This is a genomic window from Micromonospora inyonensis (genome assembly GCF_900091415.1).
Classification (GTDB): Bacteria; Actinomycetota; Actinomycetes; order Mycobacteriales; family Micromonosporaceae; genus Micromonospora; species Micromonospora inyonensis.
This window is the reverse complement of sequence record NZ_FMHU01000001.1, coordinates 534,935-554,404: the sequence shown is the minus strand read 5'-3', so window position 1 is coordinate 554,404 and position 19,470 is coordinate 534,935. Positions and strand designations below refer to the sequence as shown.

The 19,470-nt window shown below is 71.4% G+C and carries 17 protein-coding genes and 1 pseudogene; 12 read left to right on the top strand and 6 right to left on the bottom strand.

Translation table 11 applies throughout. The features are described from left to right. The first annotated feature begins 71 nt into the window (after positions 1-71). The 4 genes from guaB (at position 72) to GA0074694_RS02235 (ending at position 3,671) form a co-directional block, all read left to right on the top strand. A complete protein-coding gene (guaB, locus tag GA0074694_RS02250; RefSeq protein ID WP_091451661.1) occupies positions 72-1,634 on the top strand; it encodes an IMP dehydrogenase in 1,563 nt (520 codons plus the stop codon). A gap of 28 nt (positions 1,635-1,662) precedes the next feature. Beyond that, positions 1,663-2,781 carry a GuaB3 family IMP dehydrogenase-related protein gene (locus GA0074694_RS02245; protein ID WP_091451657.1) on the top strand — a complete coding sequence of 373 codons (1,119 nt, stop codon included), beginning with the start codon at positions 1,663-1,665 and terminating at the stop codon, positions 2,779-2,781. A gap of 189 nt (positions 2,782-2,970) precedes the next feature. After that, positions 2,971-3,270 (top strand): hypothetical protein, encoded by a 300-nt coding sequence (locus GA0074694_RS02240; RefSeq protein ID WP_091094489.1) that lies wholly within the window; start codon positions 2,971-2,973, stop codon positions 3,268-3,270. After that, the gene (locus GA0074694_RS02235; protein WP_091451653.1) at positions 3,267-3,671 is read left to right on the top strand and encodes a hypothetical protein; all 405 of its coding nucleotides are present in this window, start codon (positions 3,267-3,269) and stop codon (positions 3,669-3,671) included. Before GA0074694_RS02240 ends, GA0074694_RS02235 begins: the two co-directional genes overlap by 4 nt. 498 nt (positions 3,672-4,169) lie before the next feature. On the opposite strand, the gene npdG is transcribed toward GA0074694_RS02235, so the two are convergent. From npdG to GA0074694_RS02205, 5 genes are all read right to left on the bottom strand, one after another. After that, a complete protein-coding gene (npdG, locus tag GA0074694_RS02225) occupies positions 4,170-4,895 on the bottom strand; it encodes an NADPH-dependent F420 reductase (protein ID WP_091451649.1) in 726 nt (241 codons plus the stop codon). A 29-nt stretch (positions 4,896-4,924) separates the two neighbouring features. Beyond that, the gene (locus GA0074694_RS02220; RefSeq protein ID WP_091451645.1) at positions 4,925-6,334 is read right to left on the bottom strand and encodes an NAD-dependent succinate-semialdehyde dehydrogenase; all 1,410 of its coding nucleotides are present in this window, start codon (positions 6,332-6,334) and stop codon (positions 4,925-4,927) included. 84 nt (positions 6,335-6,418) lie between these two features. Further along, complete coding sequence (locus GA0074694_RS02215; RefSeq protein WP_091451642.1) at positions 6,419-7,159, bottom strand: transglutaminase-like domain-containing protein; 741 nt, start codon at positions 7,157-7,159, stop codon at positions 6,419-6,421. Between the two features lie 34 nt (positions 7,160-7,193). Then, a complete protein-coding gene (locus GA0074694_RS02210) occupies positions 7,194-8,252 on the bottom strand; it encodes a TIGR03619 family F420-dependent LLM class oxidoreductase (RefSeq protein WP_091451639.1) in 1,059 nt (352 codons plus the stop codon). Further along, the gene (locus tag GA0074694_RS02205; RefSeq protein ID WP_091451636.1) at positions 8,249-9,079 is read right to left on the bottom strand and encodes an Rv0792c family HTH-type transcriptional regulator; all 831 of its coding nucleotides are present in this window, start codon (positions 9,077-9,079) and stop codon (positions 8,249-8,251) included. The genes GA0074694_RS02210 and GA0074694_RS02205 overlap by 4 nt, the downstream gene beginning before the upstream one ends. A gap of 141 nt (positions 9,080-9,220) precedes the next feature. Here GA0074694_RS02205 and GA0074694_RS02200 point away from each other — a divergent pair, with 141 nt between their 5' ends. The 5 genes and pseudogenes from GA0074694_RS02200 (at position 9,221) to guaA (ending at position 15,773) form a co-directional block, all read left to right on the top strand. Further along, the gene (locus GA0074694_RS02200) at positions 9,221-9,532 is read left to right on the top strand and encodes a putative quinol monooxygenase (RefSeq protein ID WP_091451633.1); all 312 of its coding nucleotides are present in this window, start codon (positions 9,221-9,223) and stop codon (positions 9,530-9,532) included. 39 nt (positions 9,533-9,571) lie between these two features. Next, a complete protein-coding gene (locus GA0074694_RS02195; RefSeq protein WP_091451629.1) occupies positions 9,572-10,933 on the top strand; it encodes an MFS transporter in 1,362 nt (453 codons plus the stop codon). 225 nt (positions 10,934-11,158) lie between these two features. Next, on the top strand, positions 11,159-12,616 hold the full coding sequence (locus GA0074694_RS02190) for a M1 family metallopeptidase (protein ID WP_091451626.1): 1,458 nt from the start codon (positions 11,159-11,161) through the stop codon (positions 12,614-12,616). Between the two features lie 59 nt (positions 12,617-12,675). Beyond that, positions 12,676-14,044: pseudogene (locus GA0074694_RS02185) on the top strand (FAD-dependent oxidoreductase). A 175-nt stretch (positions 14,045-14,219) separates the two neighbouring features. Then, a complete protein-coding gene (guaA, locus tag GA0074694_RS02180; RefSeq protein WP_091451620.1) occupies positions 14,220-15,773 on the top strand; it encodes a glutamine-hydrolyzing GMP synthase in 1,554 nt (517 codons plus the stop codon). Between the two features lie 36 nt (positions 15,774-15,809). Here guaA and GA0074694_RS02175 read toward each other — a convergent pair whose 3' ends face one another. Further along, a complete protein-coding gene (locus GA0074694_RS02175; protein ID WP_091451618.1) occupies positions 15,810-16,076 on the bottom strand; it encodes a PspC domain-containing protein in 267 nt (88 codons plus the stop codon). A gap of 144 nt (positions 16,077-16,220) precedes the next feature. Here GA0074694_RS02175 and GA0074694_RS02170 point away from each other — a divergent pair, with 144 nt between their 5' ends. The 3 genes from GA0074694_RS02170 to pssA all read left to right on the top strand — a co-directional run bounded on the left by GA0074694_RS02170 (position 16,221) and on the right by pssA (position 19,458). Continuing rightward, positions 16,221-17,168 (top strand): NUDIX hydrolase, encoded by a 948-nt coding sequence (locus GA0074694_RS02170; RefSeq protein WP_091451613.1) that lies wholly within the window; start codon positions 16,221-16,223, stop codon positions 17,166-17,168. Positions 17,169-17,284: 116 nt separating this feature from the next. Then, positions 17,285-18,235 carry an NUDIX hydrolase gene (locus GA0074694_RS02165; protein ID WP_091458527.1) on the top strand — a complete coding sequence of 317 codons (951 nt, stop codon included), beginning with the start codon at positions 17,285-17,287 and terminating at the stop codon, positions 18,233-18,235. A 305-nt stretch (positions 18,236-18,540) separates the two neighbouring features. Then, entirely contained in the window at positions 18,541-19,458 is a 918-nt protein-coding gene (pssA, locus tag GA0074694_RS02160) for a CDP-diacylglycerol--serine O-phosphatidyltransferase (RefSeq protein WP_091458525.1), read from the top strand. Positions 19,459-19,470 lie beyond the last annotated feature (12 nt).

The window sequence follows — 19,470 nt, the reverse complement described above, 5'->3', positions numbered from 1 at the left end:
CGTTCGGCGGCGTGTTCCGGTGCCGCGCACCACCTCACTGAAGCCCGTTCGAGCAGCTCAGGAGAGCAATCGTGGATATTTCGCCCAGCGCCGATCGTCCGACGGGTGCCGAGCCCGGCGAGCTGGGCGGCCACCTGCCGGAACTGCCCGCCGGCTCGGCGCGGGTGGTCCCGCTCGGCCTGACCTTCGACGACGTGCTGCTCCAGCCCGGTGAGTCGGACGTCGTGCCGAGCCGGGTCAACACGGTCACCCGGATGACCCGTAACGTCACCCTCTCCGTGCCACTGCTCTCCAGTGCGATGGACACGGTGACCGAGGCGCGGATGGCCATCGCCATGGCGCGGCAGGGCGGCATCGGCGTGCTGCACCGCAACCTCTCCCTGGAGGACCAGGCGCTCCAGGTCGACCTGGTCAAGCGCTCCGAGTCCGGCATGATCACCAACCCGGTGACGGCCAGCCCGGACGACACCCTCCGCGACGTCGACGCGCTCTGCGGGCGGTACCGCATCTCCGGCGTGCCGGTGGTGGACGCCGACGGCCAGCTCGTCGGCATCGTCACCAACCGGGACATGCGCTTCGTCACCGAGCCGGGCACCCCGGTCCGCGAGATCATGACCCGGACCCCGCTGGTCACCGCCCCGGTCGGGGTCAGCAAGGACGAGGCGCTGGCCCTGCTGCGCCGGCACAAGGTGGAGAAGCTGCCGATCGTCGACGACGCGGGCCGGCTGCGCGGGCTGATCACCGTCAAGGACTTCACCAAGAGCGAGCAGTACCCGAACGCCACCAAGGACGACGCCGGCCGGCTCCGGGTCGCCGCCGCCGTCGGGGTCGGCGAGGACGCGTACAAGCGCGCCCGGACCCTGGTCGACGCGGGCGTGGACGTGCTGATCGTGGACACCGCGCACGGCCACCAGCGGGCCGTGCTGGACATGGTCCGCCAGCTCAAGAAGGACACCGCGGTCGACGTCGTCGGCGGCAACGTGGCCACGTACGCCGGGGCGAAGGCGCTGGTCGACGCGGGTGCCGACGGCGTCAAGGTCGGGGTCGGGCCGGGTGCGATCTGCACCACCCGGATCGTCGCCGGGGTGGGCGTGCCGCAGATCACCGCGATCATGGAGGCGGCCCGGGCCGCCGGCCCGGCCGGCGTGCCGGTGATCGGCGACGGCGGCATCCAGTACTCCGGCGACATCGCCAAGGCGCTGGTCGCCGGGGCCGACACGGTGATGCTCGGCAGCCTGCTCGCCGGCTGCGAGGAGAGCCCGGGGGAGTTGCTCTTCATCAACGGCAAGCAGTTCAAGTCGTACCGGGGGATGGGCTCGCTCGGCGCGATGCAGTCGCGCGGCCAGGCCCGCTCCTACTCCAAGGACCGCTACTTCCAGCAGGACGTCCTCGCCGAGGACAAGCTGGTCCCCGAGGGCGTCGAGGGTCAGGTGCCCTACCGCGGCCCGCTCTCCGCGGTCGCCCACCAGCTCATCGGCGGGCTGCGCGCCGCGATGGGGTACGTCGGCGCGGAGAGCATTCCCGAGCTGCACCGCCGTGGCCAGCTCATCCGGATCACCGCGGCCGGCCTCAAGGAGAGCCACCCGCACGACATCCAGATGACCGTCGAGGCGCCGAACTACCACACCCGCTGACCATCCCCTGCGACAACTGGAGACCCTCATGCGTGACGTGGTCGAGATCGGGCTGGGCAAGACCGCGCAGCGCGGTTACCACCTGGACGACATCGCCATCGTGCCGAGCCGCCGGACCCGGGACGTCGACGACGTCTCGACCGCCTGGCGGCTCGACGCGTACCAGTTCGGCATCCCCTGTGTCGCGCACCCGTCCGACGCGACGATGAGCCCGGCGTCCGCCGTCCGGCTCGGCCAGCTCGGCGGGCTGGGCGTGCTCAACGTCGAGGGCCTCTGGACCCGGTACGAGAACCCGGCCAAGGTGTTGGAGGAGCTGGCCGCGCTCGGCGAGGACGCCCGAGCCACCAAGCGCCTCCAGGAGGTGTACGCCGAGCCGATCCGCCCGGACCTGATCGCCGAGCGGGTCCGCGAGCTGCGTGCCGGGGGCGGCACGGTGGCCGTCCGGGTCTCCCCGCAGCACACCCTGGCGCTCGCCCCGGTGATCCTGGACGCCGGGGTCGACATCCTGGTCATCCAGGGCACCATCGTCTCCGCCGAGCACGTCTCGACCACCGATGAGCCGCTGAACCTCAAGGAGTTCATCGCCGACCTCGACCTGCCGGTGATCGTCGGCGGCTGCACCGACTACAAGACGGCGCTGCACCTGATGCGTACCGGCGCGGCCGGGGTGATCGTCGGTATCGGCGGCGACGGCTGGTCGACCACCGAGTCGGTGCTCGGCATCCGGGTGCCCATGGCGACCGCCATCGCGGACGCGGCGGCGGCCCGGCGGGACTACCTCGACGAGACCGGTGGCCGGTACGTGCACCTGATCGCCGACGGCGACGTGCAGACCTCCGGCGACATCGCCAAGGCGCTCGGCTGCGGCGCGGACGCGGTGATGCTCGGCGAGCCGCTCTCGCTCTGCGAGGAGGCCCCGGCCGGCGGTGCCTGGTGGCACTCGGCGGCCAGCCACCCTTCGCTACCCCGGGGGGCGTTCGAGGTGGCCGGTGAGCCGCTCGGCTCCATGGAGCGGCTGCTCTTCGGCCCGGCCGACGAGCCGGACGGCCAGCTCAACCTCTTCGGCGGCCTGCGTCGGGCGATGGCCAAGTGCGGCTACCGCGACCTCAAGGAGTTCCAGAAGGTCGGTCTGGTCCTGGACCGCTGAGCCCACCGTCTCACCCGCGACGCCTTGGGTGTGGGTCGCGAACCGGCGGTTCGCGACCCACACCGCTTATCCGGCGAACGCCTGCACCCGCTACGGGAGCAGGAAGCACAAGAGACGGCCATCACCGGCACCCTTCCGAGTGCGTGACGTTGCTGTACGTGATGATATGACAGGAGTAGCCTGATCAGTATGACAAAGCGTCGCGTGACCGTCTCCGTGCCCGAGGACGTGGCCGAGACCCTGGAGCAGCAGCCCAACGCCTCCGCGTACGTCGCCCAGGCCGTCCGCGACCGCAGGCGCATGGACGAGTTCCGTGCGCTGATGGCCGATGCCGGGGTGCAGCTCACCGAGCAAGGCATGGCCGAGGCCCGCGCCCGCCGGCTACAGGTGCAGGCCCAATGGCCCCACGAGCGCTACGACGCCGTACGCGACCGGGTGCGCCAACACATGCAGGATGAGGCGGACGACGCCAGCCGGCCGGCCGCGTGAGCAGCGAGGACGAGCAGCGTCCGGTCGCGCTGGTGCTGGACCGCTCAGCGCTGCTGGCCTACCCGTACTCGATCCACGTCGGGGAACCCATCGGTGAGGTCATCACCGATGGCCAGCGCTTCGGCGTCACCGCCGTTACTGCCGCTGAGGCCCTGGAGCTGGCCGGCGACGCCAAGCACCGAAAGCACCTGTACCGGCTGCTCAGCCACGACTCCTGTGCACGGCTGCCCACCCGGGGCGAGTCGTGGCAGGAACTGTCCTACTGGCGTGGGCTCACCGGCCGCGTCGACCTGGCCGCGACGGTGATGGCCGCCCTGGAGCACCGAGCATCGATCCTGACCAGCGAGGGCAACCGGTACGGGCCCGAGGGGCACCTGCCGGTCATCCACATGCCTGCGTAACCGTAGGCCGCAGCGAGCCAGCATCAAAGGAAGCACCCGTGCCCCCGGCAACTCGGGGGACACGGGTGCTCTCGTTGGCTCGATGTCGACCAGGAGGCGGCGCTGGGAGACGCCGGACCGTCCGCCCGCCAGATCAGCCTCTCGGCCGACGACCGCGCGGTCGGTCCGCAGGGCAGGTGAGCATCCAGAGCCGCCACCGCCACCTCGGAGCGGGTAATGCGGCCACCCAGCGACCGAGGACCTACGCCAATCTGCTGCTGGACCACCCGACCAGGGGTGTCCATCACCTGCAACTCGCCGGCCGAAGGCCGGATCGGCAACTGCACTCTGCGTACCTTTGCCGCCGTGCCCCGCTGCGCTGAGGTGCGCCACGGGAACGGCTCACCCGCGTCCGCTCAGCCTCCGATGACGCGCTGCATCCGTACCTTGACCGTCAGGCGCCGGCGACGTGCACCACCTGACGATCATGGTTGTCCCCCTATCGGAGGGACGCAGGGATTACGCGGGACGGCCGAGGCTCGAGTTCGCCGATGTCACGGGCAGTCCGGTGAGCCGGATTCCGGCGTGCGTCTTGTAGCGCCGGTTGACACCGACCAACAACGCGGTGATCCGTTCACAGATACCGCTCATGTCCAGGGGGCCGCAGTCGACCGCGCGTAATCCGTGGATGCTTTCGATGAGACCAGCTGCGACAGCCTTGTCGGCGCTCTTGTCGCCGCAGATCAACACGTCCTCGTCGAGGCGCTGTCCGAGGTCCTGCAGGATGGCGGCGCTGACCGTCTGCATCGCGGAGACGACCGAGACGCCGGCCGGAAGCAGGTCTTGGGCCTGCTCGGCAGCTGAGCCCGCCCACGGCGTGATGGGCCGAAGGCCTCGGCGCCCTGGCACCATCGGCGCGGTCGTGTCGATCAGCAGCTGCCCCGGCTGGATGACCTTGGCGAGCGACCGCAGAGTCTCGACGTGGGCGCTGAACGGGACCGCGATGACGACGACTGGCGCTCCATCGATCATCACGGCGTTCTCACCGCCGGACGCTCGTGGTAGCTGCGTAGCAACGGCCTGCGCGGCGTCCGCGCGGCGAGAACCGATGCGGACATCGATACCGGCGTGCGCCCACCGCCTCGCGAGTCCGAGCCCGAGGGCACCGGTGCCGCCGACGATAGCGACGGTGCCGACGCGCTGGGACGACTCGTCGAGCCGTGGCGCGGGCTGAGGGGATGTCATGGGAGCTCCTTCGATCTCGGCCTGGTGGTTCATTCGCTGAGCGGGTGGTCTTGGCCGTTTCGCGCAGGCCCGACCCAGACGCTCTTGACGTTGGTGAACTGCCGGATCCCGAAGACACCCAGCTCACGCCCGTAGCCGCTGCGCTTGACGCCGCCGAAGGGCAGGCGCGGGTCGGACGCGACGATGCCGTTGACGAACACGGCGCCTGCGTCGATGCGGGGCACGAGGAGCTCCGCGCGGTCGAGGTCTGACGTCCACAGGGCCGCACCGAGACCGAACTCGGTGGCGTTGGCGATGCCAACGGCGTCGAGCGCGTCCTTCGCCCGGACGACCGCGGCGACCGGTCCGAAGGTCTCCTCAGCCGCCACGGCCATCCCGGGGGTGACGTTGTCGAGAACGGCGGGCCGGAAGTAGAAGCCCGGTCCCTCCGGCACCGTGCCGCCGGTGACGATCCTGGCGCCCGCTGAGACGCTGCGGCGCACCTGGTCGAGCACGTCCGCGCGGATGCTCGCCCTGGCCAACGGGCCGATCCGCATGTCGCGGTCGAAGGGGTCGCCGACGGTCAGCGCGGCGACGCCTGCGGCGAACGCTTCGGTGAACTCCTCGGCGACCGCGTCCTCGACGATGAAACGCTTGCCCGAGATGCAGCTCTGCCCGGCGTTGAGCATCCGCGCCGTGACGGCGGCGGCCGCGGCGGCGGGGATGTCGGCGTCCGCGAGGACGATGAACGGGTCGGAGCCGCCGAGCTCGAGCACCTGCGGCTTGAGGTGCGCGGCGGCCATGGCCGCGACCTGCGCGCCGACCTCGGTCGAGCCGGTGAGGGTCAGGGCGCGGACGCGGTCGTCGGCGATGAGGCTCGGCACGGCATCCGGACCGACCAGCAGCGTGGTGAACAGCCCGGTCGGGCAGCCCGCCTGCTCCCAGACCTCGGCGATCGCGAGGGCGCAGCGCGGGACGTTCGACGCGTGCTTCAGCACGGCGCCGTTGCCCGCGAGCAGCGCGGGCGGCGCGAACCGGAACACCTGCCACAGTGGGAAGTTCCACGGCATCACGGCGAGCACCAGACCCAGCGGGTCGTAGGCGATGTGGCTGCGCGTGGCGGCGGTCTCGACCGACTCGCGGGCGAGCATCGCCGGACCGTGCTCGGCGTAGTACTCGCAGCACCAGGCGGACTTCTCGACCTCGGCTTCCGCCTCGGCGATGGGCTTGCCCATCTCCTCGGTGATCAGCGTGGCGAGCCTGTCCCGGTCGGCGCGCATGATGGCGGCGGCGCGATGGAGGTGCTCGGCGCGGACCTCGATCGGAGTGGACCGCCACTGGGCGGCCGCGCCGGCCGCCCGGGCGAGGGCCGCCTCGATCTGGTCCGGGGTGTGCGGGTCGAAGCGACCCAGGACTTCTTCGGTCGCGGGGTTGACGGAGGTGATCTGACGAACGGACATTGTGGTGTCCTTCTCGGGTCAACGGGGAACGCGGTGGAATCACGGTGGCTCGACCTGGACGTCGCGCCACTGGGGGGGAAAAGATCAGGCGACGGCCTGACGGCTGACGAGCTCGGGGTCCGGCCCGCTCCACAGCACGTCGTCGGCGGCGACGCGCTCGTGCGCGGCGGTCGACTCGAGCGCGTCGAGCACCTCGCGGGCCACGCGCAGGTACCAGTCCGCGACCTCGGCGGGGTAGTCGGCGTAGCTGCCGTTCTCCCGCAGCACCGGGCCCTCGACGGTGGGGATGTCGGTGTGGCCGTCGTAGTCAACCGCGTACGGCTTGCCGAGCTTGGAGGCGGTGGGCGCGTCGATCGTGGCGTCGAGCTTGACCCACCGGCCGTCGACGAACGCCTCTCCGAGCGAGTGCCACGGCAGCGGGCGCCCGACCGGCCCGCCCCACAGCATGCGGACCTCGGGCGAGAGGAACTCCATCTCGGGGGCGTCCAGCGCCTGGAAGGCGACGCGCGCCGGGATGCTGGCGGCGCGGGCCAGCGCGACGAACGAGCTGGCCTTGCCCATGCAGAACGCAACGCCGTTCTCGAGGACGTCGCTGGCCGCCGTCTGCCCCTTCGCGAGGTAACGGAACGAGGCGAGGATGTCGTAGGGCAGGTCACGGACATAGTGGTAGATGCGGCCCAGACGCTCGACGTCGGTCGTGGCGCCCTCGGTGATCCGGCGGGCAGTCTCGACGACGGTCGGGTGGTCGGAGTCGATGTACTTGGTCGGACGGAGGTACTCCTCACCAGCGGTCTCGGTCGACCGGGAGGTCACATCGGAGGTCATCGTGCGGCTCGCTTTCAGCAGGTGTGTGCGGAGGTCAGGCGGGGCTGGGGGCGCGGGTGGTGCCGAGGTGCGGAAGGATCTGCTCGCCCACCACGTCGAGGTAGTCGGAGTCGGCCACGTCCGGGATCGTGAACAGGAAGTGGTTGATCCCAGCAGCCCGGTACTCGCGAATCCGCTCGAGGCAGGCGTCGGCGGAGCCGGTGATGAGGCCGCTCTCCGGGATCGACTTGAACCGCGCGCGCAGCTGCTGCTGGACCGTGGGCGACGCGGTGGGTGCGAGCAGCGTCGTCACCGACAGTTCGAGGGTCGAGGGATCACGGTCGATCGCCTCGCACTCCCGATCGAGCAGCGCCCGGCGCTCAGCGCACTTCTCGGCCGGCCACCACCGGACGTTGACGCCGTTCGCGTGCCGGACAGCGATGCGGTTGACCCGCAGCCCCTCGCCGCCGATCCACAGCGGCGGGTGCGGCTTCTGGACGGGCGGCGGGTCGCAGATCGCACCGTCGATCGTGTAGAAGTCGCCGCTGAACCGGGGGTTGGCCTCGGTCCAGACGCTGCGCATCACCTGCAGCGACTCGGCGAGCGCCGAGACGCGGTCGCCGGTCGACGGGAACGGGATCCCGTACGCCTCGAACTCCTGCTGGAACCAGCCTGCCCCCAGCCCCAGGTCCACGCGCCCGCCCGAGATCACGTCGAGGGTCGCGGCCATCTTGGCGAGGACGGCGGGATAGCGGTACGAGTTGCACAGCACGCTGGTGCCCAGCCGCAGCGAGGTCGTGTCACGCGACAGCGCCGACAGCGCCGTCCAGCACTCCAGGAGCGGGATCGACGACGGACCCTGCGCCGCCGGCGCGTCACCGTTCGCGTCGTCGGTGATCCCGGCGTCGCGGACGTAGTCGTCGGGGCTGAGGGTCAGGAAGTGGTCGCACAGCCACACCGAGTCGAATCCGTGGGACTCCGCCGTCTGCGCGACGCGGGTCATGTCCGGGTAGTTGCCCACGGACAGGCCGCGGATGGTGAGGGCGAGGATCAGCCCGACGTGCGGGCTTCCCCTGCCGGCGTGCCCTGGCGTGCCGGGATCGGCGTTCGTCATGGACGCAACCTTTCTGTTCGCTCTGTCATGCCGACCGTCTCGTTCGCGATGACGCGGGGAAGCGTCACCGAGAAGCCGTAGCGATCCGGCCGGTAGTGGAAGACCACGACCTCCAGAGGCCGGTTGTCGTGGTCGAAGCTGACGCGATCGAGGACGAGGACCGGTGCGCCCTCGTCGACGCCCAGCGCCGCCGCGACGTCCGCGGACGCGCCTGCGGCGTGGATCTCGTGCCGGGCCTCCGCGATGCGCGTGCCCAGCCGTTGCTCCCACATCGTGTAGGTGGTCTCGGTGGCCGGTTCGGCCAGACGCAACGGCTCGGCGGCATCGATCACCCGGGTCGGGAGGTGGATCGTCACCAACGCCACGGGCTGCTCACCGTCGCCGTAGCGGCGGCGGACGGTGAGCACCTCACGCTCCCCCAGCGTACGCGCGACGTACGCCGACGCGGGCTCGACTCCGAAGCTCATCACCTCGATCTGCGGCGTGACACCGCGGTCGAGCAGCACCTCCGTGATCGTGCGGACCCCGGACGACAACTCCTGGTCCAGTGGTTCGGACACGAACGTGCCCAGCCCTTGCTTGCGCACGACCCAGCCCTGACTCTCGAGGGCGCCCACTGCGGCGCGGACGGTGATCCGACTCAGACCGGACTCCGCCATCAGCTCCTTTTCCGTGGGCAGCCGTGCGCCCGGGGGCAGTTGCTGCTTGACGATCAACGCCTTGATCTGTTCGGCCAGCTGTGCCGTAGCCGAGGTTCGACCGCGCTGGATCCGCAGGTCAGCGCCCGTCAGGTCGAGGCGTGGTTCGGAGTCTTCAGGGGATGTCATACCCGCCCTGCCCCGACATGCCTGCGAGATCAGGCGCCGGCTGAACTGCCTGCGTTTCCTTGACAATGTTCATAAGACGTTTTATAACGTATTACCTGTGGGGACGCAAGAGGCACCCCGCCGTAACCGACTGGAGACATCATGGCCGACGGGCACCCTGTGACCGTGATCGCTCGCTTCACCCCGACGCCCGAGAGCGCCGGCCGACTGCAGGCACTGCTCGAGGGGATGGTGGCTCCGACGCGCGCCGAGGCGGGCTGCCACTTCTACAACCTGTTCGTCACCCAGGGAGACGGTCCGGAGTTCGTGCTCCTCGAGTGCTACGAGGACTCCTCTGCACTGGAGGCTCACCGCGCGTCGACGCACTACAAGAACTACCGCGCCCAGCTGCCGGACTTGCTTGCGTCGCCGATCAGCGTCACCGTTCTTGCCCCGATCGACGCGCTCAACTGATTACCGAGATGTCGAGTCTTCAGCTCAGAGGAGAGCACTGTGTCCGACTTGGAGAGCTCCGTACCGCCGCCTGACACCCACAATCGACCCGCGACCCTGCGCAGCATCGATAAGACCAGCCGCCACGCACTCGGAGCGTCGTGGCTCGGATGGACATTCGACGGGTTCGAGACCTACGCACTCGTCCTCGCGGGTTCGGCCGCTGTCGCCAGCGTCGGGACCAGCGACCAGATCGAACGGCTTCCCGCTTACGTCGGCGCACTGGTCGCCGCGACGCTCCTGGGCTGGGCCCTAGGCGGGATCCTCGCCGGCTTCGCCGCCGACTACCTCGGCCGTCGACGCACCCTGATGATCTCAATTCTCTGGTACGCGGTGTTCACAGGCCTGACCGCGTTCGCGCCCGACTACTGGTGGCTACTGGCCTTGCGCTTCATCACCGGCATGGGCCTGGGCGCCGAGTGGGGCAGCGCGACGGCCCTCATCGGCGAACTGTGGCCCGACCGCTCCCGCGGACGGGCAGCCGCCGTATTGCAGTCCGGGTTCGGGGTCGGCGCCGTGCTCGCGGCCCTGACCTGGTTTCTCCTTCAGCCGGTGGGAACCGAGGCCTGGCGGTATCTGTTCCTCGTCGGCGCCCTGCCCGCACTGATCGTGCTCTACGTGCGCCGAGCCGTCCACGACCCGGAGATGTGGACAGAGATCCGCGACCGCAGGCGCAAGGCCAAGGCCACCGCGGCAGGCGGTGGACAGGTCAGCCCAGCGGACCGAGAGCTCCTGCGGTCTACGTTCACGTCGGTGTTCAGCCAGCCGCACCTGCGTCAGCGGGCTCTACGACTTCTCCTGATCACCGTGGTGTCGGTCGTCGGCCTCTACAGCGTGTCGGCCTGGATCCCGCAGTACACCGGCCAGCTCGCGAAGAGCATGGGACTGCCCGCCGGCACGTGGGCCGCGAACGCGGGCCTGGTGTTCAATGCCGCGTCCGTGCCGGGGTACCTACTGTTGGGCTACCTTGCCGACAAGTGGGGCCGCAAACCCACCATGCTCGTCTACTACGCGGGTTCGGCGTTGATCCTCCCGATCCTGTTCTTCGCCGTTTCGACGCCGGGGGCTGCCCTCGTCGCCGCAGGCGTCGCCGGGTTCTTCATCCTGGGGCAGTTCGCGTGGATGCCGATCTACATGCCTGAGCTGTTCCCCACGGCGGGACGGGCGACCGCGATCTCGACGGTGTTCAACTCTGCCCGGATCGCAGGCGCGATCTTCACGCTCGCCACCGGTCTGCTCATCAGCGTGCTCGGGAGCATCTCGACGGCGGCGACGACGGTCGGTGTGGCGTCCTACGTTATCGCACTCGGCCTGGTCTGGTTCGTCGGACCGGAGACCAAAGGACAGCCTCTCCCCCGATGACCCCACCCGTTCCGTGGCGGCGTGGGGCGGCCGGTAGGTCGCCCCACGCGTCCCACCGTCGGTGGGAGCGTCCCGGAGTCCCCAGGGGCGTATGTGATCATCGGAACGCCAGGCAGCACGGCTGCGGTGGATCGAACCAGCCTCGGCACCGGGTCGGCCGGGGCGGACGTCCCGCGGGGGAGACGGGGTCGGCCCCGGTCACCCCGCCGGCCTCGGGAGGTAGCGATGACACAGGTACGGCCCACGACCGCCCGCCGCGCCGCACTGCTGCTCGGGGCGGGACTGCTGGTGGTGGCCGGCTGCGAGTCGTCGCCGCCCGAGCCGGAGCCCACCGGGCAGTCGTCCGCCTCGCCGACCGTCCGCAGGTTCGCCCCCGGCCAGCCCGGGGCGGGGGACGCCTACTTCCCCACCTACGGCAACGGCGGCTACGACGTCCGCGAGTACACGATCAAGGTCCGCTACGACCCCGCGCGGGATCGGCTCGACGGCGTGGTCACCGTCCGGGCGACCGCCACCACCGACCTGTCCCGGCTCAACCTCGACCTGGCCGGGCTGACCGTCCGGGCGGTGAGTGTGGACGGCGAACCCGCCACCCACGAGCACAGCGGTGCCGAGCTGACCGTCGCCCCCGTCGCCGGCCTGCCCGCCGGCAACGGCTTCGAGGTCGAGGTGCGCTACGACGGCGAACCCGCGCCGCTGGAGAACGAGTCCCTCGGCGAGGGCGGGTTCCTGCACACCGAGGACGGGGCGATCGCCCTCGGCCAACCGGAGTCGGCCAGCACCTGGTTCCCGGTCAACGACCACCCCTCGGACAAGGCGACGTACGACATCGACGTCACCGTGCCGGACGGGCTGGTCGCGGTGAGCAACGGTGTGCCGGCCGGCCGGACCAGCGCCGACGGCTGGACCACCTGGAACTGGGCCGAGCGCACCCCGATGGCGAGCTACCTGAGCACGCTGGTCATCGGCGACTACCGGATGGAGACCGGCGAGCACCGGGGACGACCGGTGGTCACCGCGGTCAGCGACCGGGTGCCCCGGGGAGCGGCCGACACGTCGATGGCGCGGACCCTCGAGGTGGCCGACTACCTGGAGAGCGTCCTCGGGCCGTACCCGTTCGGGGCGTACGGCGGGGTGATCGTCTCGGACAGCCGGATCCGGTACGCCCTGGAGACGCAGAGCCGGCCGGTCTACTCCGCCGGGTTCTTCCGGGCGGGCGAGAACACCGGCATCGTGGCCCACGAGATCGCGCACCAGTGGTTCGGCAACAGCGTGTCGCTCCAGCGCTGGCAGGACATCTGGCTCAACGAGGGCCTCGCCACGTACGCCGAGTGGCTCTGGGCGGAACACCAGGGCGACCAGACCGCCCAGCAGGCGTTCGACGCCGCGTACTCCGGTGCCGGGCCGCAGCTCTGGCGCGTCCCGCCGGGGAACCCGGGAGCGGACGAGCTGTTCAGCGCGTCGGTCTACCAGCGGGGCGCGATGACCGTGCACGCGTTGCGGGTCACCGTCGGCGACGAGACGTTCTTCCGGCTGTTGCGGACCTGGGTCGCCGAGAAACGCGACGGCAACGCCACGACCAAGGAATTCGTGCTGATGGCCGAGCAGCTCTCCGGTCGCCAGCTGGACGGTCTCTTCGACGCGTGGCTCTTCGGCCGGGAGCGGCCGGACCGCCCGCGCTGATCAGTGGGTGACAAAAGTGCCCCTGGCGCGTGGGTTACCGATCGGTAGATGATGCGTCCATGCGGTACGACGTGGTGGTCGTCGGCTCCGGTTTCGGGGGCAGCGTCGCGGCCCTGCGGCTGGCCGAGAAGGGCTGGTCCGTCGGTGTGCTGGAGGCGGGCCGCAGGTTCGGCGACCACGAGTTCCCGCAGACCTCCTGGCGCCTGCGGCGGTTCCTCTGGGCGCCCCGGCTGGGCTGCTACGGCATCCAGCGGATCAGCCTGCTCAGAGCGGCCGACCGGAAGGCCGGTGGGGGAGTGCTGGTGCTCTCCGGGGCCGGGGTGGGTGGCGGTTCCCTGGTCTACGCGAACACCCTCTACGAACCCCTGGACGCCTTCTACGCCGACCCCCAGTGGCAGGACGTCGTTGACCACGGTGACCTCGGTCCGACCCGCGCCCGGCGGCGGCTACCGGGTGGAGACCGTCCGGACCGGGGCCCGGCTGCGCCGGCGGCGGCAGGTCTTCGAGGCCGACCAGGTGGTGTTCGCGGCCGGCGCGCTCGGCACCCAGCGGCTGCTGCACGAGATGCGGGCCACCGGGGCGCTCCCCGGGCTCTCGCCCCGCCTCGGCGAGCTGACCCGGACCAACTCCGAGGCGATCCTCGGCGCGGCGGTGCCCCGCCGCGTGGCCCGGGCGCGGGGGCTGGACTTCACCGAGGGGGTGGCGATCACCAGCTCGTTCCATCCGGACGCGCAGACGCACATCGAGCCGGTCCGCTACGGGCGCGGCTCCAACGCCATGGGGCTGCTCCAGTCCCTGCTGGTCGACGGTGGCCCGCACCGGCTCCGCCGCTGGCTCGGCATCCTGCTCCGGCAGCCGGGTCTCGCGGCCCGGATGCTGTCGGTGCGCGGCTGGTCGGAGCGGACGGTGATCGCGCTGGTCATGCAGTCGGCGGACAACTCGCTGACCACCCGGCTGCGGCGTGGTCCGTTCGGCCGGCGGCTGGTCTCCGGGCCGGGCCACGGCACGCCGAACCCGACCTGGATCCCGGCCGGCAACGAGGCGGCCCGGCTGCTCGCCGAGGAGATCGGCGGGGTGCCGGGCGGTTCGCTGACCGAGCCGTTCGACATCCCGATGACCGCGCACATCCTCGGTGGCGCGGTGATCGGCGCCGACCCGGCCGGCGGGGTCATCGACCCGTACCACCGGGTCTTCGGCCACCCGGGTCTGCACGTGCTGGACGGCGCGGCGGTCTCGGCGAACCTGGGGGTCAACCCGTCGCTGACCATCGCCGCGCAGGCGGAACGGGCGATGGCGTTCTGGCCGAACAAGGGTGAGGAGGACCCGCGACCGCCGCTCGGCGCGCCCTACCGGCGGATCGCTCCCCTGCCACCCCACCACCCGGCCGTTCCCGCCGATGCGCCGGCCGCACTCCGGCACTCTTCGTGAGCGCTGACACGTTGCCACGAGTTGGGTGGTCGCGGTGACCGAGGTGGTTGCAGGGGGCCCTTCCTACCGTTTTCTGTCGAGGAAGGGTCCCCTGCAACCACCTCACCCGGCCCGCCAACCGGGCAGGGCCGGCCGCTGGCGGGACCCGGGGTGACTGTCGGTAGGCTTTCTGGGCATGAGCACGCCTCGCCCTGTCCTCGTGGTGGACTTCGGAGCCCAGTACGCCCAGCTCATCGCGCGTCGGGTGCGTGAGGCGAGGGTCTACTCCGAGATCGTGCCGCACTCGATGCCGGTCGCCGAGATGCTGGCGAAGGACCCGGCGGCGATCATCCTGTCCGGCGGCCCGTCGAGCGTCTACGAACCGGGGGCGCCGCAGATCGACGCCGGGCTGTTCACCGCCGACGTGCCGGTCTTCGGCATCTGCTACGGCTTCCAGGCGATGGCGCGGGCCCTGGGGGGCACCGTCGCCCGCACCGGCAACCGCGAGTACGGCGGCACACCGCTGCGTCCCCGGGTGGACGCCGGGGTGCTGTTGCGGGAGCTGCCGGCCGAGCTGCCGGTCTGGATGAGCCACGGTGACTGCGTGACCGAGGCGCCGGAGGGCTTCTCGGTGACCGCCGAGTCGGCCGGCGCGCCGGTCGCCGCCTTCGAGGACGTGGCCGGTCGCCGGGCCGGGGTGCAGTTCCACCCCGAGGTCGGGCACACGGCGCACGGGCAGGAGATGCTCCAGCGCTTCCTCTACGACATCGCCGGCATCGAGCCCACCTGGACCCCGGCGAACATCATCGACGAGCAGGTCGAGCGGATCCGCGCCCAGGTCGGCGACAAGGAGGTCATCTGCGGCCTCAGCGGCGGGGTGGACTCTGCGGTCGCCGCCGCCCTGGTGCACCGGGCGGTCGGTGACCAGCTCACCTGCGTCTTCGTCGACCACGGTCTGCTGCGCGCCGGCGAGGCGGAGCAGGTCGAGAAGGACTACGTGGCGGCCACCGGCATCAAGCTGAAGGTGGTCGACGCGCAGGAGCGGTTCCTCGGCGCGCTCGCCGGGGTGACCGACCCGGAGCAGAAGCGGAAGATCATCGGCCGGGAGTTCATCCGGGTCTTCGAGGCCGCCGCCCGGGAGATCGCCGCGCACGGCGACGTCGAGTTCCTGGTCCAGGGCACCCTCTACCCGGACGTGGTGGAGTCCGGTGGCGGCACCGGCACCGCCAACATCAAGAGCCACCACAACGTCGGCGGGCTGCCGGAGGACCTGAGGTTCGCCCTGGTGGAGCCGCTGCGCACGCTCTTCAAGGACGAGGTCCGGGCGCTCGGGCTGGAGCTGGGACTGCCCGAGGCGATGGTCTGGCGGCACCCGTTCCCGGGGCCGGGCCTGGCCATCCGGATCATCGGCGCGGTCGACCGGGAGCGGCTGGACCTGCTCCGCCAGGCCGACCTGATCGCCCGCGAGGAGTTGACCGCGGCCGGGCTGGACCGGGACGTGTGGCAGTTCCCGGTGGTCCTCCTCGCCGACGTGCGCAGCGTCGGGGTGCAGGGGGACGGGCGCACCTACGGCCACCCGGTGGTCCTCCGTCCGGTCTCCAGCGAGGACGCGATGACTGCCGACTGGTCCCGGCTGCCGTACGACGTGATCGCCCGGATCTCCACCCGGATCACCAACGAGGTGGCCGAGGTCAACCGGGTGGTGCTGGACGTGACCAGCAAGCCCCCGGGCACCATCGAGTGGGAGTGACGCCGCCGCACGGGTGGGCGGGGCGCACCGACCGGCTCACCGGGGTGGCGCGACCCGCGTCGGATGCGGCCAGGCCGGCGCGTCCGGCGGCTCCTCGGGCATCAGGAACCACATCACCGGGTACGCCAGCAGCGTGACCCCGGCGGTGAGGAGCACGGACACGGCGAAGACCACGCGGACCAGGGTCGGGTCGACGTCGAAGTAGCGGCCGAGGCCGCTGGCCACCCCGGCCACCATACGGTCGGTGGTGGGGCGACGGAGCTGCTTGTACGGGGCCTGGGTCGAGGGGGGCGTCCATGTCATGCCTCCACCGTGCGCCGGCCGGTGCGCGGCCGCCTCGGTGGAGGCCCGGATTGATACCCTGATCGATCCCTGAGGGGGAAGTATTCAGTCAGGAATCTGACTGTTTTTCGATGTCGTCGCAGGTCAGGGGGAGAATTCAGCCCCGTGACCACCATGCTGGAGCCGCTCCGCAGGATCGCGGCATACGCAATCTGTGCCGACTCGGTCGGCCGGGTGTTGCTGGTCCGCGCATCGGAGCGCTCCGGCACCCCCGGCACGTGGTCCCTGCCCGGCGGGGCGGTCGACCACGGTGAGGACCCGAACCACACCGTCGTCCGGGAGACCGCCGCCGAGACCGGGCTCTCGGTCGCCGTCTCCGGCCTGGAGGACGTCCTCGCCGACATGCGGGCCCTGCCCGAACGGGGCATCACCATCCACACCGACCGCCTCATCTACCGGGTCGCCGTCCGGGGCGGGACGCTCACCGACCGGGTCGACCGTCCGACCGACCTGGCCCGCTGGTTCACCCTGGACGAGGCGCGCGGGCTGCCGCTGCGCGCGTTCACCGCACAGGCCCTGGGCCTGCCGGCCGGGGCCGCCGACGTGGTGCCGGACGAGGCGCCGGAGTTCCCCTCCTTCTACGCGGTGCCCGGTCCGGACGGGCTGCACCGGGCGCAGCGCTTCGCCGCGTACGCGGTGGCCACCGACCCGGAGGGACGGGTGCTGCTCACCCGGGTCGCCGACGGCTACCCGGGCGCGGGCTGCTGGCACCTGCCCGGCGGGGGCACCGACTACGGCGAGCAGCCGGGCGCGGCGCTGACCCGGGAACTGGTCGAGGAGACCGGCCAGACCGGTCGTCTGGTCGGGCTGCTCGGGGTGGCGAGCCACCGGGACGCCGCCTCCCTCGGCCCCGAGGGCTATCCGATCGACTGGCACGGCGTCCGTGCCTTCTACCGGGTGGTGGTCGACCGGCCGGCCCCACCCACCGTGGCCGATGTCGGCGGTTCCACCTGCGAGGCCCGCTGGTTCGCCCGCGACGAGCTGGAGGCCCTCCCCGCCGACCGGCTCACCGAGGTGACCGCCGAAGCCGTCCGGGCCGCCCGCCTCACCTGACCTCCTCCGCCCGCCCGTCACACGATCATGACCTTGATGGTGCGACACTCCGGTACGGGCGCGGCTAACCTCATGATCAGCGGGGCGGAGCGAACGGGGGAGCGGTCGTGGGGGAACTGGCGCGACGGCGCAGGGTCGGGGCGTACGGGCTGTTGACCGGGGCGGACGGACGGGTGCTGCTGGCCCGGGGCTCCGTACTGGCCGACTTCCCCGGCGTCTGGCAGCTGCCCGGTGGCGGGCTGGAACACGCCGAGCATCCGGCGGTCGCGGTGGTCCGCGAGTTCGCCGAGGAGACCGGCCTGGTCGTCGAGACCGCCGGGCTGGCGGCGGTGGTGGCCGACGTCATCCGACTCCCCGACCTCGGGGTCGCGTTGCACACCGACCGGATCATCTATCACGTAAAGGGCGTGTCCGGCACGCTCCGCCACGAAGCAGACGGAACGACCGACCTGGTGGCGTGGATCACGCCCGCGGAAGCGGCCGGTCTGCCCCTGATGCCGTTCACCGCCGACCTGCTCGGGCTGCCCGTCACCCCGCTTCCCGAGGACGTGCCGCCGGCGGCTCCCCGCGTCCCGTACGACCCGCCGTCGCCGGACCGGCGGCAGCGCTTCGGGGCGTACGGGCTGGTCACCGACCCGGAGGACCGGGTTCTGCTCACCCAGATCGCGGACGGCTACCCGGGGGCCGGCCGGTGGCACCTGCCCGGAGGTGGGACCGACCACGGTGAGCAGCCGGTCACCGCACTGCTGCGGGAGATCGTCGAGGAGTCCGGCCAACTCGGTCGGGTGACCGCGCTGCTCGACGCGAGCAGCCTGCACAATCCCGCGGCGCTGGGCCCGGAGGGCCGGCCGCTGGACTGGCACGGCGTCCGGGTGCTCTACCGGGTGGTGGTGGAGGCGCCGACCGTGCCCGAGGTGACCGAGCTGGCCGGCGGTTCCACCGCGCGGGCCGCCTGGTTCGACCGCCGCGCCGCCGTCGACCTGCCATTGACCGACATCGCCGCGCGGGCCCTCCGGTTGATCGAACAGCCGATCGCTCGCCGAGCCGGGATCGACCCGCTCCGGTAGAGTCGGCAGTTGAGATTGGCGGAGAAAAGGGCGCTCAGCCCGCGATGGGAATAACGGGCCGATTCACGCGGTTTGTAGGAGATGAGTACCGCCGGCAGCTATCGCCAAGTCCCATACCACTGTGCAATGGTGTACTCCGCTTTGACGGCTGCCGGGCCAGAAGCGGCCCGGCACGAGAGAGCCGGACCCCCGCCCGCGAGGCGGTGAGCCGATCCGGTGATGGAGGAAACGTGCCGAGAGCCCCATGGCGCCGGCGTCGTACGTCTGACAGTCCGCGCCCCGCAGGCCGCCGCTGGGCGGGGCCGCTGCGTCGCAGCAGTACGTTCGCCCGCCAGGTGCTGCTGGTCCGGGTGGGACGCCGGGACGGCGACCCCCGCCACACGACCGACGTGGCCCTGCCCGAGCACCGCAACGCCGACCGGCTGCGCCGGCGGTACGCCTCGGACCGGTTGAACCGGGCCGAGATCGAGGCCGTCATGCCGGTCAGCCCGGCGCTCGCCCCGACGACAGCGGTGGACGACACCCCGGCGCGGTCGATCCCGCTGCTCCCCGGTGAGCGTACGGTCGCCCGACGGGCGAAGTTCGCCCTGGTCAACGGGTGTACAGTCGCCAGCCTGATGCTCGGCGTCACCGCCATCCTCCTGGCCATGCAGGGCGACGTACGCCTCGCGGCACTGCTCCTGATCGCCTGCGTCGCGTTCGACGGGCTCGACGGCGCGCTGGCCCGCAAGCTCAACGTGGCCAGCCCGTTCGGCGCGCAGATGGACTCGCTGGCCGACATGTGCTCGTTCGGCCTCGCCGCCCCGGTGGTGGTCTACGCCTCACTCGCCGGCACGCTGCCCACCGCCGCCGCGCTGGCCTGTGCGCTCGTCGCGGCCTGCGCCGCGATCCGGCTGGCCCGGTTCAATGTCTCGCCGAAGGACGGCCGGTTCTTCTGCGGCGTGCCCACCACCATGGCCGCCATGGTGTTGGCGCTCGCCGTCGTGATCGACCTGCCGGTGCCCCCGGTGGTCCAGGTCGCCGGGGTGGCCCTGCTCGCCTTCGCCATGGTCTCCAGCTTCCCGTACGCCAAGCTGGCCCGGCTGATCAAGCTGCCGGCGTGGCTGTGGCTGGCTCCGGTGGTCGGTGCCCTGGTCGACCCGCGACTCACCTTCGCCCTGGTCGTGGTCGCCTACCTGGCCAGCGGACCGCTGCTCTGGTTGCATCAGCGCCGGACCGCCTGACCTGATCCACGA